We start from the raw sequence: 17569 nt of genomic DNA on the forward strand, positions 1-17569 counted from the left end.
AGGGGCAGGGATGGTTAAGTTGGTTAAGTGACATTGTTGTTCAGCGAAGCTGGTTCGCTAATTAACGAAGCTAAATTCGCTAAAGTGTTGCTAGAACGGCGGTTGTTGAGCAACAGCGAACTGAATTTCGCAGTTCGTGAACCTAGGTTCACGAGTAGCGAAGCTAGCTTCGCTGCAGCTGTAAGGCATACTTGCAGCAGGTAACGCAGCGAACTTGTCTTCGCTAAATAGCGAAGCTGGTTCGTTCTGAGTATGGGATGAGCGCAAAGTTGGATTCTAATCGCAGGAAGGGGCAGGGATGGTTAAGTTGGTTAAGTGACATTGTTGTTCAGCGAAGCTGGTTCGCTAATTAACGAAGCTAAATTCGCTAAAGTGTTGCTAGATCGGCGGTTGTTGAGTATAGCGAACTGAATTTCGCAGTTGGAGAACCTAGGTTCACGAGTAGCGAAGCTAGCTTCGCTGTAGCTACAGGGCATGCTTGCAGCAGGCAGCGCAGCGAACTTGCTTTCGCTAAATAGCGAAGCTGGTTCGTTACGCACGCGGGAAGCATGAAAAAGGCTGTGCCAACAAGACGGCACAGCCTTTTTCGAACAGTGCTGCTAAGGAAGCAGCAATTTTGCCGGATCGATGGCGGGAACGAGCCCTTCCTCGGCTGCGCGTGTCAGCAGGGAGGTGACGGCGGCATAGCCGCTGCCGCCTAGACTTCCGGTGAAGTCGTTCACGTAGAGGTCGATATGCGCTTGCGCGACCTGCGGGTCCATCTCCTGTGCATGCTGCATAACATACGCTTGCGACAGCTGCGGATGCTTCCACGCATGCTCGACCGAAGCTTGCGTCCAGCGGCTGATGGCCGCAAGGTCAAGCGAGCGGCGCGCGATAATCGCGCCGAGCGGGATCGGGAGTCCGGTATCCGACTCCCACCAGCTGCCGAGATCGGCGAGCATCGTCAAGCCGTAGTTCGGATAAGTGAAGCGGGCCTCGTGAATGACGAGTCCGGCATCGATGCGTCCGTCGCGGACGGCAGGCATGATCTCGTGGAACGGCATGACGATGATCTCGCCAACCCCGCCTGGAACGAGCTGGGCTGCCCACAGTCTGAACAGCAAATAAGCGGTGGAGCGGTCGCTCGGTACAGCGACGCGGCGCCCCTTCAATGAAGCCGGATCGGAGGAGCCGCCATTCGTCAGCACCAATGGACCGCAGCCCCGGCCAAGCGCGCCGCCGCAAGGGATCAGCGCATAGTCGTCGAGCACCCAGGGCAAGGCGGCATATGAAATTTTCAGCACATCGAGCTTATTGCTCCCGTCGGATGCAAGCCGATTCGTGATATCGATATCTGCATACGTCACCTCTAACTTCGGTGCATCAGGCACAAGGCCGTGCACCCAGGCATGGAAGACGAAAGTGTCATTGGGACAAGGGGAAAAAGCGATTTTCAAGCTGTCGCTTGCAGTAGTCATGATTCGATTACCTCCATTAATACGGCGCTTGCTGCTTCCAGCGCTTGCATCGCCTCTTTGATGCGCCATGCGTCCCGGTCACGTGGACCAATAGCATTGGAGATCGCGCGGATTTCCAGTACCGGAAGCCCATGGCTTTGTGCAGCGGCGGCGATACCGAAGCCTTCCATCGCTTCAGCCGCTGCTTTTGGAACACGCGCAGCCAGCTCCTCTGCTGTGGCTGCCGTTCCGGTGACGGTGGAAAGCGTGAGGACGGGAGCTTGCACAGCAGTAAGTCCGGCTGACCGCAGCGCTTCGGTCAGGCGAGCCCCAAGCTTAGCGTCAGCGGCAATATGCGCGCTGCCGAAGCCCAGCTCATCTACGCGCCGGAACCCCTCCGGCGTCTCGGCGCCAAGGTCGGCGGCAATGAGCTCGTCCGCCACGACGACTGAGCCGATGGCAGCACGGCCGACGAATCCGCCGGCGATGCCTGCGCAAATGACGAGGCGGTACGCGCCCTCGCCAGCCAGCGCAAGCGTTGTTGCAGCACTGACAGCTGCTGCAACAGGTCCAACTCCGGCTTCCCGCACCTCAAAGCGGGGGTCGCCGCGCAGTCCGCGCAGAACAGCATCGCGTTCTGCCGCAACGGCTGTCATAATCAATATTTTAGGCTGAGTGGTATCAGGGTCTTGATCAAGATCAAGATCTGCACGTGAGGTGTTCAAAGACATGGTCGTCTATAGCTCCTTGCACTCCTATTTTTTACGAACTTCAAAAAACTCGCAAGTCCGCCGGTCGTGGTATGCAATCTCGCTTACACCTGACTGTACGACGGCGGTCTCTTCATCGAACCGGATAATGATGCCGTTGCTGGTCACGATATAATCATCTTGGAACACGCGAACGCGAATCTCGCGCTGCACGGCCTCCTCGAAATCCCGGTCGGTAGTCAATCTTCGGTTTAATGCCACGAGAGGCCTCCTTCATTAATAAAGAATGCAATTCTATCTATTTATTGTGTCGTATTACGGCACATTTTTCAATGCTGCTGACGGTTCCTTAACTTTCCGGCAATGATGCCACAAGCAGTTGGCCTACTAATTCGCAGGAATAATGCAGGGTTAACCGTCTCCAAGCATCAGCGGATCCGTTGCAACACAGACTTGGTTTATGGAGGGGCAGCGGGTACAATAGGACATAGATGAGCAAACGAGTTATGGAGGGAACAGACATGTCATTACATACGAAGCAGATGTTTGTCTTTATAGGTTCTTATGCGGAGGCTTCCGCAAGCGGCGTGTATATGTACGCATTTGATGAAGAGAATGGAACACTGTCGTTGAAGGACGAAGCCGCAGGGCTTCGCAATCCGACGTTCCTAAATGTTGATGCAGCAAACCGGAGATTATACGCAATTGCTGAGGGCGTTACGGCTGACGGTGGAAAAGGCGGCGATGCCGTTGCGTTTGAGATCGGCATCGACGGCAATGGCGGAGGCACTCTGCGCCAATTAAACCGCAAGCTGGCGATTACGGCGCCTTCTTGTCATATCCAACGGGACGCTAATAGTGAATATGTACTGCTTGCCAGCTATCATGGCGGCAGAGTCAGCCTTGTCTCACTTGAGGAAAACGGAGAGATCGGCGAGCTGCTCGACATTCAGCAGCATGAAGGCGAAGCGCCGCATCCGCACAGCTTGTTCTTTAGCCCTGACGGCCGGTTCGTATTCGTGCCGGATCTTGGCATCGACCGTATTCGTGTCTATACAATTAATAAGGAGAGCCGCAAGCTGGAATTCCATGGCGAGACTGCGGTTGCAGCGGGCGCAGGTCCGCGCCATTTCGTATTCCATCCGAACGGCCGGTTCGGTTATGTCATTAACGAGCTGGATTCGACGATCGTCGCTTTCCGCTACGATGCAGAGGGCGGACGCCTGGAAGCGGTAGAGACGGTATCGACGCTGCCGGCTGACTACGAGGGTCCGAACGGCTGCGCCGAAATTACGATGTCGGCAGACGGCAAGTTCTTGTACGGCTCCAATCGCGGCCATGACAGCATCGTTGTCTTCTCCGCAGACGGGGAGACAGGCACGCTGACGCTGGTTGGCCATGTGTCCACTGAAGGCAAGCATCCGCGCCATTTTGCGATTTTGCCGGGCGGCCGCTATTTGCTGGCTGCTAATAAAGATACTGACAATGTGGCGGTGTTCCGCATGGAAGCATCCGGTTTGCCGGTCTATACGGGCTATTCCATTGAGCTGCCGGGACCGGTGTGCGTGCAGGCTGCATACTTCTAAGTTCGGGCTGCAAGTCTAGAATAGCCAGAAATCAGAATCGTTCTGCAGGAGGAGGCATTCTTCCTTCCGCAGGGCGATTTTTTTATGCCTTCCTTTTGGCAAAATGAAAGCTAAAGGATGGTGGATGATGATGGGTAAAAAAGCCGGATCGGATAGCCGCATCAGTCCCTATCTGCAAAGTGCTGGAGGCCTTTTGGCCGCATATGCTTATATGCTAGAAGACATGTTCAGAGCGATATGGGTGAAATGGCTCGCGCTGTTCCATGTAAATGAAGCCGGGTTTGGAGCGGTTCCCCAAGGCCGGAAAATGCTTGAAATATCTGCGGAAAAAGGTGAATTGCAGACGCATCCGGAAGGAGCAGCAGTTTCACACCTTAAAACCGGGACCGGCCTATAAGAAGGTTGAAATACGCAGCTTCCATCTTATTTTCGTGCCATATCGAATATTCGTCCTACCCTCGGACTATCCCCCTTTACAAACCGCGCTCATGTAAACGCTTATAAAAATGGAATATTCAGGGGTTTCACCTTGAGCATATCCATAATGAGAGAAAGATTAAATAATATTAACCCCAAAATCGATCATTCAAACATCTTCAAAAAGCTTTTTCGCGGAAAAAATGGTAATTTTAGGCCATGAAAAGGCGGCAATGCCTAGTCCCCCGGTCAGAAATCCCGCATTCAAAAAGCGGACATTGAATTTGCCTCATATGAATAAAGTCAGGGACGAATCCCAAGGGCTGGGCATCGCCATGGCAAAAGTCCCTTTAACCCTCTCTTACAACCTTACAAGCTGATCAGCTTGCTCCTATACCCTGCCACCCGGAAAGCGGATAGCTATGCGGAAAACGGACCGATCCCGATTCTAAAATATACTAATCCAATAGGAGTATAGAAGACCCTGTTCGACTGGTGAATTAAAACATTGAATTCCATATAAATACATGAATTTATACTGAAAATCGAAATCATTTTACTAAATGTTTACGATATAGTCCCTGTATTTTTAGGAAAATAAGCATGTTATTCGAGTTTGAAAATGATAGCAGCAACCTATTTGAAAATATTACCTTAATCCCTCCTTGTAAATAATCGGATTGTGACATAATCAAAGCGAATAAAACGAATTGTTGGAGAAGGATGGAGGTTCGTGTCGTTTTGAGCAGCCAATTAGACTTGAAGCAACTATTATCGCTCATTCGGAAAAAGCTTTGGATCGTCGTCCTTGTAGTCGTCATCGGCACAGCGACGGCGGGAGCCTATAGCGTATGGATCAAGAAACCGGTCTATCAAGCCTACACGAAGCTGATCGTCAATTCGACAGTTGGGCAAGCAGGCGCGTTCAAGCTGGATTTGAACATGATCAACACCAATCTGAGTTTGATCAACACGTACAAGGAGATCATCCGCACGCCTTCCATTATGGATATTGTGCTGGAGAAGCATCCAGAGCTAGATCTGACGTCGGAGCAGCTGATGCGGAATATCCAGTTCAGTTCTGTAAATGGCACGCAGGTTGTAACGGTGTCCTATCTGGACACGGACTACAAGCGGGCAGCGAACATCGTCAACAGCGTATCGTATGTGTTCCAGCAGCAAATTCCGCTGATCATGCAGGTTGACAACGTTTATATTTTGCACACGGCGGACCCGGGCAAGCAGCCGATACCGGTCAAGCCGGAGAAGAAGCTGAATATTGCGATCGGAGCCGTCGTATCTCTTATGCTGGGCATCATGCTCGTATTGCTTATCGAATATTTCGATGACAACTTGCGGAATGAAGCTTCTGTAGAGAGGCATCTTGGATTGCCGACGCTTTCTACAATACCGAATATTAGGCAAAGCGACTTAAAGCCGAAGCAGCCGGCCGCGGCAGTCTCGGCCGATACTGCTTCGAATCCAAAGGCGGTTACAGAATCAAAAGGAGGATGAGTGAGACGCATGTCACGTAATCAAGAGCTTCGCCCCATCGTTACTGACGCCAATCCGATGTCGCCGATCTCCGAGGCTTACCGCACGCTTCGCACCAACCTGCAATACGCTGAAGCCGACCGTCAGCTTCAACTGCTTATGGTGACGTCAGCGAGTCCCAAGGAAGGAAAGTCCACGACCATTATGAACCTTGCGGTGGCGTACGCACATTCCGGCCGAAAGGTCGTGCTCGTTGATGCCGATCTGCGAAAGCCTACTGCGCATTATACGCTGCAGCTTAGCAACCGTAGCGGCTTGTCTCAGGTGCTCTCGGGACAGGATCTGCTCGGCAATGCAATTCAGCAGAGCCGGATTGCCGGACTCGATGTGCTGACGGCTGGCCCGGTGCCGCCGAATCCGTCTGAGCTGCTTGGTTCGGCGCGAATGGATAGCGTCTTGGAGAAGCTTAAGGAGCAATACGATATTGTGCTGATCGATACGCCGCCCGTACTCGCAGTGAGCGATGCCCAAATCGTATCGACGCGCTGCGACGGCGTACTGCTCGTTATTAATGCACGCAGCGGCAAGAGACAGCATGCTATAAAGGCCCGCAACGCGCTGCAGTTTGTACAGGCAAGAATTGTCGGCGTCGCGCTGAATCAAACGGCGCAAAGTGAAGCGGGTCCTTATTACGAATACGTAGAACGGTAAATCCAGAAGGAGGAAATTCGATCATGCGGGTTGCTTATCGGACGAAAGTCATTATTGGCTGGGATTTGGCAGCGATATTACTAAGCTTGGCTATCGCCTACGCCATGGAGCCAGCGGCTTCTGAGGCATTGGGCGGGTCGTCGGGCTGGCTCCTCTACGGAGCGGCTTCGACGGCAATCGGTTTTTGGAGCGTGACCCGGCACCGGCTGCACCGCCGCATTTGGCAGTACACCGGCATTGCTGAATTGAAATGCATTTTGCAAACGGCACTGCTTGCCGCGCTTATCCCGTTTGCAGCGGCATGGGTGCTCCAAGGTCAAGCGCAAACGCTGCTGATGCTGCATCACTTTATCGGCATTGCGGCGCTTATGGCGGGACCTCGCATTGCTTGGCGGGCTTTTTGCGACAAGTACAGTGTGAAAAAACATCCCATTTCCCGCAGGGCGCTCATTATCGGAGCCGGAAGCTGCGGCACGCTCATCGCGAAGGAAATGCAGCAAAATGACGGTGTCAACGTGACGCCGGTCGGCTTTATCGACGACGATCCTTACAAGCACCGGATGCAAGTGCTGGGCTTGCCGGTATTCGGCGGACGCGGCGATATCGGCTGCATCGTAGAGAACCACCGGATCGACGAGATCATTATTGCGATGCCTTCCGTATCGAAGACGCAAATCTCGGCGCTGGTCAACATTTGCAAGACGACAAAGGTGAAGCTGCGGATCGTACCGGATCTGCAGGACATGATTGACGGACGAGGCGCTTCCGGCCGCGTGCGGGATGTCAGCGTTGAGGATTTGCTCGGACGTGATCCGATTCGTACCGATCTGGAGCATATTGCAGGTTATGTGGAGCAGAAAGTGGTGCTCGTCACAGGAGCAGGAGGTTCGATTGGGTCGGAGCTTTGCCGTCAGATCGCGCCGTTCTCCCCGAGAAAGCTGCTGCTGCTCGGCCATGGTGAGAACAGTATCTATAACATCGAGATGGAGATGCGCAGTGTTTTTCCTGATCTTCAGATCGAGACGGTCATCGCCGATGTGCAGGACCGTACCCGGATTGATGCCGTGTTTGCTAAATATCGTCCGCAGGTCGTCTTCCATGCAGCGGCGCATAAGCACGTACCGCTCATGGAGCGAAATCCGGCTGAAGCCATTAAGAACAATGTGTTTGGCACGAAAAATGTATCGGAATGCGCGGACATATACGGAGCTGAACGGTTTGTACTCATCTCTACAGATAAGGCGGTTAACCCGACGAGCGTTATGGGTACGACGAAGCGGATCGCTGAGATGTTCATTCAGAGCTTGGACAAGCATAGCGCAACGAAGTTCGTAGCCGTGCGGTTCGGCAATGTTCTTGGCAGCCGGGGCAGCGTTATCCCCCGCTTCAAGGATCAGATCTTGAAGGGCGGTCCGGTAACGGTCACGCATCCAGAGATGGTTCGTTACTTTATGACGATTCCCGAGGCCGTTCAGCTCGTTATTCAAGCCGGCTCCTTCGCCAAGGGCGGAGAGGTGTTCATTCTCGATATGGGCAAGCCGGTCAAAATTTACGACTTGGCTGTCGACCTGATCCGTCTCTCGGGCTTTGAGCCAAACCTCGATATCGACATTGCCTTCACCGGCATGCGCGAGGGAGAGAAGCTGTATGAAGAGCTGCTGACCAATGAAGAGGGGCTCTCCTCGACGAAGCATAATCGGATCTTTATCGGCCGTCCGGCGCAGCTTAACCGGACCGAGCTTGATTTCGAAATAAGAAAAATGGAAAAGGTGCTGGGGCAGCACCCGGACGAGATACGTGCCGTACTGCAGCACTTGGTACCGTCCTACCGCAATACGGGAACGACGGCAGTTGGCTGATGAAGGAGGGAATTGATGATGATTACGGGCGATACGGCGGGGCAAGCGGCAAAATCGGCGCAGCCGGCGTTCGCCAAACGGCTTAGCAGAGGCGGAAGCGCAAGCTTCCTGATCAACTCGGCCGGCATGGCATTGGCGATGCTGATGCAGGTTGCGCTGGCGCGGCTGCTCGGCGTCGACGGATACGGTATTTACGCGTTCGTGACGACTGTCGTCACATTCATGGTTTTCCCCGCGAAGCTTGGCTTTGATACGACGATCGTGAAGCTGGTCGCCGCCTACCGGGTCAAGGAAGAGTGGGGGTTGATCAAGGGATTGCTCAAGCGCAGCAATCAGATCGGGCTTGTATTGTCTATTGTGCTGGCCGTTGGCGGACTGATCTTCGTCACCTTGAAGGGAGACGCAGTCGGCGATACAGCCAAAGCGATTACTTATGCGGCGGGCTTTGCGTCGATTCCGCTGCTGACGCTCGCTACGCTGCGGCAAAGCGCGCTGCAAGGACTTAAGGACGTCGTGTACGCGCAAATGCCGGAAAAGATATTGCGTCCGGTACTAACGATCGCCTTTGTATTCGCTGCTGCGGCACTTGGCATTACAGCGAATGCGGGGCTCGCGATGATCTGCTTCGTTCTGGCAGTCATTGTCTCTTATATCGTTGGCGCAGTTGTTCTTAAGAAACGGATCGGCTCTCAGATAGAGGGAGTTGCTCCTGCATATGAGACTCGAAGCTGGATGAGATTGTCCGGCTCGATGATGGCTAATGCCGGAGTTTATCTCATTCTTGGACAGCTGAACGTATTAATGCTCGGTCTGATGGAGGGCGAGACGCAGTCCGGCATTTTCTCTGTTGCGGTCCGTCTTGCGACGCTTGTCGCGTTTATGCTCACTGCCGTTAACATGACGGCTTCGCCGCTCATATCTGAAACGTATGCAAAAGGCGACATGGATACGCTGCAAAAGGTATGTACGTCGACCGGCAGAGTCGGGTTCGTGTTCGCCGCTGTAGTTGGCTTGTTTTTCTGCTTGTTCGGCCACTGGACGCTGGGGCTGTTCGGTTCTGAATTTACGCAGGCCTATCCTGCGATGCTCATTCTTGTTTTCGGTCAAGTATTCAACGCGTACTGCGGCCAGAACGGTATCGTCGCTACGATGACCGGCGGGCAAAACGCACTGACGAAGGTGCTCATTGTGGCGGCTATCGTCAATGCGGTGCTCAATGGCCTGCTGATTCCATCCATGGGTATGACAGGCGGAGCGATCGCGGCTACTGCTTCCATGATGACATGGAACATCGGCGCGGTTCTGCTGGTTCGCCGTAAACCGGGCGTTCAGACACTGGCTTGGGCGCCGGGACTTGGCCTTCGGAAGAAGAACACATCCGGCGACGCAAGAGAAGATCATGAATCGGGAGTGTAATGCAAATGACTCAAAAAATAAAAGTGCTGCACATCGTCGGAAAAATGCATCCGGGCGGGATCGAAACGCTGCTGATGAATGTCTACCGGAACATCGACCGGGACCGATTCGAATTTCATTTTGCCGTCCAGTCTCCCGAGCCGGCGTTCTACGACGATGAAATTCGGGCGCTGGGCGGGACGCTGTTCGTGCAGCCGCCGCCGAAAAACGGCATCGGCCCGTTTCGCAAGCAGTTGCTGGCGAACATGAAGAAGCATGGGCCGTATGCTGCTGTCCACAGCCATGTATTTGGCTTCAGCGGTTATGTATTGAAGCTGGCGGCTCAGCTTGGCGTGCCGGTGCGTATCAGCCATAGCCACAATACGAATGACAGCAAGTCATCTTCGCCAATCCGCACGCTTTATCGCGCTTATATGCGCAGTCTTATCCGGAAGAATGCGACGATGATGCTGGGCTGCTCCAGGGCCGCTTGCGAATCGCTGTTCGGCAGCAATTGCTGGAAGGATCAGCGGGTAGCTGTGTTCCCTAATGCGATATCGCTGGCGCCTTACGAGGCGCTGCCGGAAGACCGCTCGGAGCTGCGCAGCCGTTTCGGGGCAAGTGAAGAGGGGCCGCTGTTCGGTCATATCGGCCGGTTCAGCAGGCAGAAGAACCATGTGCTGCTGCTGGATTCCTTCGCCGCTTACTTGAAGAAGGAGCCGCAAGCGCAGCTGCTGCTCGTCGGGGACGGTCCGCTGCGGGGCGAAATGGAGCATAAGGCGGAAGAGCTTGGCATTGACCGGCAGGTCAGGTTTCTCGGCCTGCGCAAGGATATCCCGGAATTGCTCGGCGCGCTTGACGGTTTCGTGCTGCCATCGCTATATGAAGGGCTTGGCATTGTGCTGATTGAAGCGCAAGCGGCGGGCGTTCCATGTCTCGTATCTGAGGAGGTGCCGCGCGAGGCCGATCTTGGTCTTGGCATGATCAGCCGGCTGCCTGCAGGAGATACGCCGCAGAGCTGGGCAAGAGGCATCGCGGAGCTTGCCGCAGGCGGAGGAGCCGCGTCGGCAAGTCAAGGACTAGGCGCCGGTGCGGGCGATTGGAACGAACGAGCCCATGCGCTTAGCGAGCGCGGCTACAACATTCAAGCCAGCGCGGCCAGACTGGAGCGGATGTATGCGGGTTGAACGAATTGACCTGCGTACGGTTACCGTCCTCGCTTATGCCTTGATGCTCGCTTTGACGGCGAGATGGGTATTTGCGCTGGACGAGACAATTGCGATCGTTATCTACAGCGGCTTGCTGCTGCCGGTGTTCGCGCTGCTTCGCTGGCCGAACGCGCCAGTGCTGCTGATGACCGGGTTTACGGTCATGCTGATCGGTAAGCTCATCTACGGGGCGACCGTTAATCCGCTCGCCGGGCCGGATGAAATTCATTATTTCGAGCAGGTAACGACGTTCCAGACTTTAAGCGACTATATGCCCTATGCGATGGAGCATATCGAGACGCAGTGGATGAATATATCGGCGGTGCCGATATTCGGCCTTCTGTACATGCCGTTCTTCAAGTGGCTGCAGCTGGAGGATCCGATGGCGATCATCCTGCTTAATACGGTACTGCTGCTCCTGATTGTCAACGCGGCCTATCGTATGAATCACAAGTGGTTCAAGTATGTGCTGCCACCTTCAACGAAGCCGGAGCTTGACCCGGAGCAATCGCAGCGGTCTTTTGCAGTCATCATCGTCTTTGGCTTGATGGTCAGCCCTTCGCTGATGTACATGTCCTCGCTGTTCGCTAAGGATATCACCTGCGTGCTGCTTGGACTGTACGGTGCGATTCTGATGCTTCGCAAGCAGTGGATCGTATTCGTGCTGGTTATGCTCTATGCGACCGGACTCCGGGATTACGCCATTATTTATACGATCAGCTTCTACCTGCTGTATACACAGCGGCTGCGGGGATCGCTCATCATCATGATTGGCGCAGTCGGTCTGATCGTGCTGCAGGTTGGCCCGTTAGCGGTCATTAATGCGGGAATGCTGTCCGTCTTCTTGTTCATTAGTCCAAATCCTTCGAATCTCGGCAATTGGGAGCCGAAGCTGTTCCTTCGGACGCTGGAGGCGCTGTTCATGGCCGTCATGCTGGCGATGTCGGTATTTCATTGCATTAAGTTCAAGGAGACGCGGCGCTTTTACCTGATGGCGGCCATCGTTATATTCACCTATGCCTGCGTGCTCGTCTTAGTCGGCTATGCGACGGTAACGGGAAGATCGCTGGATTACGGCCTCGGTACGATCGGAGACAACATGGTGCGTAAAAAGCTGCCTGTCGTTCCTGTGATCTATACGATTAGCGCTTATACGCTCGTATGGTGCCGCCATTCGTTCAGCATGAAACATCTGAAAATTCCGACAATAATGCGTCGGAAAGACGCTATCCAATCGGATTCTACAGGAGGGAATTATGATGCGGGGACGCGATAAATTCGGCAAGTTCCGTCCGGTGCTGCGAGTAGTGGAACTGCTGCTTCGGCCGCTTCCGCGCCCGCTGCTGCAATGGCTGTGGGTGCTGAGCGACTGGCTGCCGGAGCTGATCGGCGTCGCCTTCCGCTACTGCCTGCTGCGCAGGCTTGCTAAGCACTGCGGCGACAATGTGCTGATCGGACGGTCGGTGGAGCTTCGGTATCCCGAACGGTTGTCGATTGGCTCTAATGTGAGCATTCATAAGCAATGCTATATCGATGCGTACGGCGGAATGACGATCGAGGATGAAGTATCTATCGCGCATCAGTCGTCGCTCGTATCCTTTCAGCATACATGGAGCGATGCTTCGCTCCCGATTCGCGACAATCCGGTGACGGGTTCGGCGATTACGATCAGACGAGATGTCTGGATCGGCTGCGGTGTACGTATTCTGGCTGGCGTTGAAATCGGGCCGCGCTCGGTTATTGCGGCAGGTGCCGTTGTTAATAAACCAGTAGGACCAGGCGTCGTTGCTGCCGGCGTTCCGGCGCGAGTCGTAAAGCGGATTGAGCTTGTTCCGCTCGACAATTCACAAGCAAATTCGAAATCAAATCATATAAGGAGGGAAAGTCATGAAGCTGCTTTGGGCACATGATCATACGTTTTATTTCAATGAATCGGGCAAGTTTTTCTCCGGCGGCAAGCTTCCTTATGCGGTATGGGAGCGGTATCTCGGTGTATTCGACCAGTTGACGATTGCCTGCCGCGGCAAAAAAACGCCGCTGGATGCCGACATGGCTGGCAAAACGCTGTCGAGCGGCGCGAATGTCGATTTTCTCGTCCTGCCTTCTCTCAGCAATCCGGTTAATAAATTGACGAAGCGCGGCTATGTTGACCAGCTGCTGCGTGAGGCGATCGGCAAAGCCGACGCGGTGATCGCCCGGGTTCCGAGCGAGATCGGCGCGGAAGCCATCCGCGTCGCTCAAAGCATGGGCAAGCCGTATGCGGTCGAAGTAGTAGCTTGCGCTTGGGACGGGTTGTGGAACTACGGCAACGTGCAGGGCAAGTTATATGCGCCAATGGCGCTTGCCCAGACACGAGCGCTGGTCAAGAGCGCGCCTTATTCTCTCTATGTAACGGAGCAGTTTTTGCAAAACCGCTATCCTTGCACAAACGGGATGACTGAATCCTGCTCGAACGTTGAAATTCCTGAGCCGGGTGATGAAGTGCTGACCCGCAGGCTGGAGCGGATCGCATCCTATAATAACACGACGACGCTGACCATTGGCTTAATCGGCTCGTTGAACGGCCGGACGAAAGGAATCGACATCGCGCTGAAGGCGATCGCCAAGGCGAAGCCACAGCTTCCGCGGGTCTGGTTCCGGGTGCTGGGTGACGGAGATGCCTCGCGCTGGCAGGCGATGGCCGACAAGCTCGGCATCGGCAGCGCCGTTACCTTCGAAGGCATTCTGCCAAGCGGCGGAGCCGTATTCGAATGGCTGGACAATATCGATCTCTACTTGCAGCCTAGCTATCAGGAAGGGCTGCCGCGGGCAACGATCGAAGCGATGAGCCGCGGATGCCCGGTGCTGGGCTCAACGGCCGGGGGCATTCCGGAGCTGATTCATGAGAGCTGCCTGCACCGGCCGGGTCAAGTCGGCCAGTTGGCAGAGCAGCTGAAGCGGGCTGCCACAGACCGCGCTTGGGTGAAGGAGCAGGCGGAGCGTAACTTTGGCAAATCACGCGGTTATACGAAGGTTCGTCTGGATGCGAAACGCCAGGCATTCTGGCGGTCATTTGGCGAATATGTCCGCTCCGGCGGAGCGGTAAGAACGACCTATACCAATGAGAGGGTGGAGGCACTATGACGATTTTAGTAACAGGAGCTGCCGGATTTATTGGCTATCATCTGTCCTCCCGCCTTTTGCGGGAAGGACAGCGCGTAATCGGCATCGACAACTTCAACGACTATTATGAGGTGCAGCTGAAGCGCGATCGTTTCGCACAGCTGCTGCCGGACCCGAATTTCACGGGCGTGGAGCTGGACATCGCAGATTACGACAAGCTGTTTGAGCTTGTTCGCACGGAAAAGGTAGAGGTTATCGTTCATTTGGCGGCGCAAGCTGGCGTACGTTACAGCTTGACCAATCCATTCGCTTATCTGGAGACGAATCTGAAAGGCTTCGGCCATGTGCTTGAAGCGTCCCGTCATGCGGGCATTAAGCACTTGATCTATGCTTCTTCCAGCTCGGTGTACGGTGCGAATGAGAAAATGCCGTTCTCCGTCAGCGACAGCGTCGACCACCCGGTCAGCCTGTACGCAGCGACGAAAAAAGCGAATGAGCTTATGGCACATACGTACAGCCATCTCTACGGCTTGCCGACGACAGGGCTGCGGTTTTTCACCGTATACGGGCCTTGGGGCCGGCCGGATATGGCGTACTTCAGCTTTACGAAAAAGATCATGGCGGGCGAGCCGATCGACGTGTTCAACGAAGGCCGGATGCTGCGTGATTTCACTTATATCGATGACATTGTAGAGGGCATCTACCGGCTAATCGGCCATGTGCCGCAGCCGGACCCGTCCTGGGATCGCAGCCGTCCGGACCCGTCCGGAAGCTATGCGCCTTACAAGGTTTACAACATCGGCAACAACCAGCCGGTTGAGCTTATGCATTTTATCCGTACGATCGAGAAATCATTGGGCCGTGAAGCGGTCATTCAATATAAGCCAATGCAGCCGGGCGATGTGCCTGCGACGTATGCGAACATCGACGGGCTGATGAAGGATGTCGGCTTCAAGCCGGATACGACGATTGAAGAAGGCATCGCCCGGTTCGCTGAGTGGTATCGCGCTTATTATGACGAGGCAAAGCAGCTGGAAAAGGCGGCGAGCAAATGACGAAAGTAGCCCATATATGCACCTCTGGCATCAGCCACAAAATTATGGGCGACAAGCTTCGTCTGCTTCAGCAGCAGGCAGGCTATCAGGTGACCTTCATCTCGTCGCCGGAAGGGGCAGATGAGCAGGCGATGCAAGCCTACCCGTTCGAATGGAAGATGCTTCCGATGGAGCGTTCAATCAAGCCAGTTGCCGATCTGCGCTCGATCTGGGCGATGTACCGGCTGTTCCGCAAGGAGCGTTACGACATCGTGCATACGCATACGGCAAAAGCAGGCATTATCGGCCGAGTCGCAGCCATGCTGGCACGGGTACCGACAGTCATCCATACGAGTCATGGTCTGCCTTTCTACGAAGGGCAGCCGAAGCGGGCATACCAGCTGTATCGGACGCTGGAGAAGGTTGGAGCTGTCTGCTGCCACGCGCTTGCTTCGCAAAATGCGGAGGATGCGGAGGTGCTGAAGCGCCTTGCTCCGTGGCGGCCGGTGTACATCGAAGGCAATGGCGTAGATAAAGAACGGCTGGAGAGACGGGCTTTATCCGTAACGCCGGAAGTATTGGAGCAGCTGCGCAGCAAGCATGGCATCGCCGAAGGCAAGCCGCTCTTGCTAATGGCCGCGCGATTCGAATCGGTGAAGGATCATTTTCTGCTGATGGAAGCTTTGCTTGAATTGAAGCAGGCAGGCCGGCTTAACTGGGTGACGGTGCTTGCTGGACAAGGACCTCTGGAAGCTGCCGTGCAAAGGTATGTGGAAAGCAATGGCATGAAAGCGGATGTGGTCTTCATCGGCCAACAGCCGTCAATCGTGCCTTGGATTCTGATGGCCGACGCCGTCTCGCTTACCTCCGAGAAGGAGGGCATCCCAAGATCGCTCATGGAAGCGATGGCGCTAGGCAAGCCCGTTGTGGCAACCGATGTGCTTGGCACGAGGGAGCTAGTGGCGCATGGTGAGACAGGACTGCTCGTTCCTTATCGGGATGCGGCGGTTTTGAGTGAGTCATTGTCGACGGTGATGGGAGACGCTTCATTGCGCGAGCGCTTTGGAGAAGCTAGCCGCAGCCGAATCGATGCGGAATTCACGGAAGCCCGCGTAGTCGAGAGGCTGCAGCGGCTCTACCGGGAGACGGGGCGCAGAGCCGCACGGTCGCGCAAAATCGGCGTGAGGCTGAATGCTTTCGTGAAGCGATTGTTTGATCTGGTGCTTAGCGTGCCAGCGGCGCTGCTGCTGCTGCCTGTCATGGCAGCCGTAGGCTTGGTGGTGCGTTTGAAGCTGGGCTCGCCTGTGCTGTTCAAGCAGCAGAGGCCGGGAAAATACGGCAACCCGTTCTATGTGCTGAAGTTCCGTACGATGCGGGATGCGGTAGACCGGAACGGCCAGCCGCTCCCCGACGAGGCGCGCATGACGAAGGTCGGCCACTTGCTTCGCAAGCTGAGCCTGGACGAGCTGCCCCAGCTGTTCAATGTTATTCGCGGCGACATGAGCCTAGTTGGACCAAGACCGCTGCTGATGGAATATTTAACGCTGTATACCGAGGAGCAAGCTCGCCGTCATGACGTCCGGCCGGGCATTACCGGCTGGGCGCAGGTGAACGGCCGCAACACGGTGTCGTGGGAAGATAAATTTAAGTTGGATATTGAGTATGTGGAGAAGCAATCACTAGGTTTTGACCTGCGGATTCTGGTTAAGACAGTCGTGAAGGTGCTAAAGAGAGACGGAATTTCCCAGCAGGGGCAAGCAACCGTCCATAAATTTACCGGCAGCCGGGAAATGGGGAATGCGTCATGAATTACCGGGACAGCCTTTACGGCGGGACGGAGCTGGAGCCGCCGGTCCGGCGTCCGCTCATCGTCGTCGGCATTGGCGGTCATGGCCGCGTGCTGATGGATATCGCGCGGGTATCGCCTTCCTACCGGCTGGCGGCAGTGCTTGATGACCGCTTTGCAGCCGTGGAGCTGCGCGGCGGGCTGCCTTATGGCCCGATTGCTGAGCTGCATAATTTTCTGGCTGATGAGCCGGATATGCATGTCGTCATCGGCATCGGCGACAATCGGACCCGGCGGGCTATCGCCGAGCGGCTGGCGCTGCCGGAAGCGGCGTATGCCGTGCTCATTCATCCGGCGGCTTGCGTCGCCGAGGATGCACGGCTTGGCCTCGGCACCGTCGTGATGCCTGGTGCCGTGATCGGTCCTGGCGCTGTAATCGGCGCGCATGCCATTGTGAACTCCGGCGCGGTTGTCGATCATGACGCGATCGTAGGCGCATTCGCCCACGTATCGCCAAATGCGACGATGGCTGGAGCGGCTGTCGCGGAAGAAGGTGCACATGTTGGCAGCGGCGCGGTGCTTATTCCGAGTGTACGGGTCGGGAGCTGGTCGGTGCTCGGCGCCGGCGGCATTGCTGTCCGGGATGTGCCGGACGGCGTAACCGCGGTTGGCGTGCCGGCGAAAGCGATTCGGTGAGTGTTGCAGGGCCCGAACTAGGATAGGACAGAGACATAGACAGACCGGCAATGTAATTGTTGCCCTTATATAATGCGAAACGCGCGCTGCCCCTATAGCAGCGGACAGCCGTTTACGCCTGCAAACGAAAAG

At 55.2% G+C, this 17569-nt stretch carries 16 protein-coding genes and 1 pseudogene; 14 read left to right on the plus strand and 3 right to left on the minus strand.

Translation table 11 applies throughout. The features are described 5' to 3' along the window. Positions 1–599 precede the first annotated feature (599 nt). Genes ACFVVF_RS20190 through ACFVVF_RS20200 form a run of 3 tightly spaced genes read right to left on the minus strand, consistent with a single transcriptional unit; the run spans position 600 to position 2410 of the window. The gene (locus ACFVVF_RS20190; protein WP_387814286.1) at positions 600–1439 is read right to left on the minus strand and encodes a 1,4-dihydroxy-6-naphtoate synthase; all 840 of its coding nucleotides are present in this window, start codon (positions 1437–1439) and stop codon (positions 600–602) included. A 17-nt stretch (positions 1440–1456) separates the two neighbouring features. After that, positions 1457–2170, minus strand: coding sequence for a futalosine hydrolase (locus tag ACFVVF_RS20195; RefSeq protein ID WP_387813604.1), 714 nt, complete (start codon positions 2168–2170; stop codon positions 1457–1459). Between the two features lie 24 nt (positions 2171–2194). After that, the gene (locus ACFVVF_RS20200) at positions 2195–2410 is read right to left on the minus strand and encodes a hypothetical protein (RefSeq protein WP_387813606.1); all 216 of its coding nucleotides are present in this window, start codon (positions 2408–2410) and stop codon (positions 2195–2197) included. Between the two features lie 260 nt (positions 2411–2670). Here ACFVVF_RS20200 and ACFVVF_RS20205 point away from each other — a divergent pair, with 260 nt between their 5' ends. From ACFVVF_RS20205 to ACFVVF_RS20270, 14 genes and pseudogenes are all read left to right on the plus strand, one after another. After that, entirely contained in the window at positions 2671–3735 is a 1065-nt protein-coding gene (locus tag ACFVVF_RS20205; RefSeq protein ID WP_387813608.1) for a lactonase family protein, read from the plus strand. Between the two features lie 124 nt (positions 3736–3859). After that, a complete protein-coding gene (locus ACFVVF_RS20210) occupies positions 3860–4132 on the plus strand; it encodes a hypothetical protein (RefSeq protein ID WP_387813611.1) in 273 nt (90 codons plus the stop codon). Between the two features lie 761 nt (positions 4133–4893). Continuing rightward, complete coding sequence (locus ACFVVF_RS20215) at positions 4894–5667, plus strand: YveK family protein (protein ID WP_387813613.1); 774 nt, start codon at positions 4894–4896, stop codon at positions 5665–5667. Between the two features lie 9 nt (positions 5668–5676). Beyond that, a complete protein-coding gene (locus ACFVVF_RS20220; protein ID WP_387813615.1) occupies positions 5677–6357 on the plus strand; it encodes a CpsD/CapB family tyrosine-protein kinase in 681 nt (226 codons plus the stop codon). A gap of 23 nt (positions 6358–6380) precedes the next feature. Continuing rightward, positions 6381–8216 carry a polysaccharide biosynthesis protein gene (locus ACFVVF_RS20225; protein WP_387813617.1) on the plus strand — a complete coding sequence of 612 codons (1836 nt, stop codon included), beginning with the start codon at positions 6381–6383 and terminating at the stop codon, positions 8214–8216. Positions 8217–8231: 15 nt separating this feature from the next. Beyond that, the gene (locus tag ACFVVF_RS20230; protein WP_387813619.1) at positions 8232–9632 is read left to right on the plus strand and encodes a flippase; all 1401 of its coding nucleotides are present in this window, start codon (positions 8232–8234) and stop codon (positions 9630–9632) included. Positions 9633–9637: 5 nt separating this feature from the next. Then, complete coding sequence (locus ACFVVF_RS20235) at positions 9638–10798, plus strand: glycosyltransferase family 1 protein (protein WP_387813620.1); 1161 nt, start codon at positions 9638–9640, stop codon at positions 10796–10798. Next, positions 10788–12095: a hypothetical protein gene (locus ACFVVF_RS20240; RefSeq protein ID WP_387813622.1), complete on the plus strand. Its 1308-nt coding sequence runs from the start codon at positions 10788–10790 to the stop codon at positions 12093–12095. Before ACFVVF_RS20235 ends, ACFVVF_RS20240 begins: the two co-directional genes overlap by 11 nt. Continuing rightward, positions 12076–12729, plus strand: a complete 654-nt coding sequence (locus ACFVVF_RS20245) for an acyltransferase (RefSeq protein WP_387813624.1) — start codon at positions 12076–12078, stop codon at positions 12727–12729. The genes ACFVVF_RS20240 and ACFVVF_RS20245 overlap by 20 nt, the downstream gene beginning before the upstream one ends. After that, a complete protein-coding gene (locus ACFVVF_RS20250) occupies positions 12707–13942 on the plus strand; it encodes a glycosyltransferase family 4 protein (RefSeq protein WP_387813626.1) in 1236 nt (411 codons plus the stop codon). Before ACFVVF_RS20245 ends, ACFVVF_RS20250 begins: the two co-directional genes overlap by 23 nt. Beyond that, positions 13939–14976 (plus strand): NAD-dependent epimerase, encoded by a 1038-nt coding sequence (locus ACFVVF_RS20255; protein ID WP_387813628.1) that lies wholly within the window; start codon positions 13939–13941, stop codon positions 14974–14976. The genes ACFVVF_RS20250 and ACFVVF_RS20255 overlap by 4 nt, the downstream gene beginning before the upstream one ends. Before the next feature lie 44 nt (positions 14977–15020). Beyond that, positions 15021–16025: pseudogene (locus tag ACFVVF_RS20260) on the plus strand (glycosyltransferase family 4 protein); the annotation flags it as partial. 129 nt (positions 16026–16154) lie between these two features. Then, a complete protein-coding gene (locus tag ACFVVF_RS20265) occupies positions 16155–16763 on the plus strand; it encodes a sugar transferase (RefSeq protein WP_272945320.1) in 609 nt (202 codons plus the stop codon). Further along, a complete protein-coding gene (locus ACFVVF_RS20270; protein WP_387813630.1) occupies positions 16760–17437 on the plus strand; it encodes an acetyltransferase in 678 nt (225 codons plus the stop codon). The genes ACFVVF_RS20265 and ACFVVF_RS20270 overlap by 4 nt, the downstream gene beginning before the upstream one ends. Positions 17438–17569 lie beyond the last annotated feature (132 nt).

The organism is Paenibacillus sp. NPDC058174, from assembly GCF_042883865.1.
GTDB lineage: Bacteria > Bacillota > Bacilli > Paenibacillales > Paenibacillaceae > Pristimantibacillus.

Excerpts from the sequence above, each read along its gene's own strand:
- ACFVVF_RS20195 (WP_387813604.1), bottom strand. The coding sequence starts at position 2,170 with ATGTCTTTGAACACCTCACGTGCAGATCTTGATCTTGATCAAGACCCT.
- ACFVVF_RS20205 (WP_387813608.1), top strand. The coding sequence starts at position 2,671 with ATGTCATTACATACGAAGCAGATGTTTGTCTTTATAGGTTCTTATGCG.
- ACFVVF_RS20210 (WP_387813611.1), top strand. The coding sequence starts at position 3,860 with ATGATGATGGGTAAAAAAGCCGGATCGGATAGCCGCATCAGTCCCTAT.
- ACFVVF_RS20220 (WP_387813615.1), top strand. The coding sequence starts at position 5,677 with ATGTCACGTAATCAAGAGCTTCGCCCCATCGTTACTGACGCCAATCCG.
- ACFVVF_RS20225 (WP_387813617.1), top strand. The coding sequence starts at position 6,381 with ATGCGGGTTGCTTATCGGACGAAAGTCATTATTGGCTGGGATTTGGCA.
- ACFVVF_RS20230 (WP_387813619.1), top strand. The coding sequence starts at position 8,232 with ATGATGATTACGGGCGATACGGCGGGGCAAGCGGCAAAATCGGCGCAG.
- ACFVVF_RS20235 (WP_387813620.1), top strand. The coding sequence starts at position 9,638 with ATGACTCAAAAAATAAAAGTGCTGCACATCGTCGGAAAAATGCATCCG.
- ACFVVF_RS20240 (WP_387813622.1), top strand. The coding sequence starts at position 10,788 with ATGCGGGTTGAACGAATTGACCTGCGTACGGTTACCGTCCTCGCTTAT.
- ACFVVF_RS20245 (WP_387813624.1), top strand. The coding sequence starts at position 12,076 with ATGATGCGGGGACGCGATAAATTCGGCAAGTTCCGTCCGGTGCTGCGA.
- ACFVVF_RS20250 (WP_387813626.1), top strand. The coding sequence starts at position 12,707 with ATGAAGCTGCTTTGGGCACATGATCATACGTTTTATTTCAATGAATCG.
- ACFVVF_RS20255 (WP_387813628.1), top strand. The coding sequence starts at position 13,939 with ATGACGATTTTAGTAACAGGAGCTGCCGGATTTATTGGCTATCATCTG.
- ACFVVF_RS20270 (WP_387813630.1), top strand. The coding sequence starts at position 16,760 with ATGAATTACCGGGACAGCCTTTACGGCGGGACGGAGCTGGAGCCGCCG.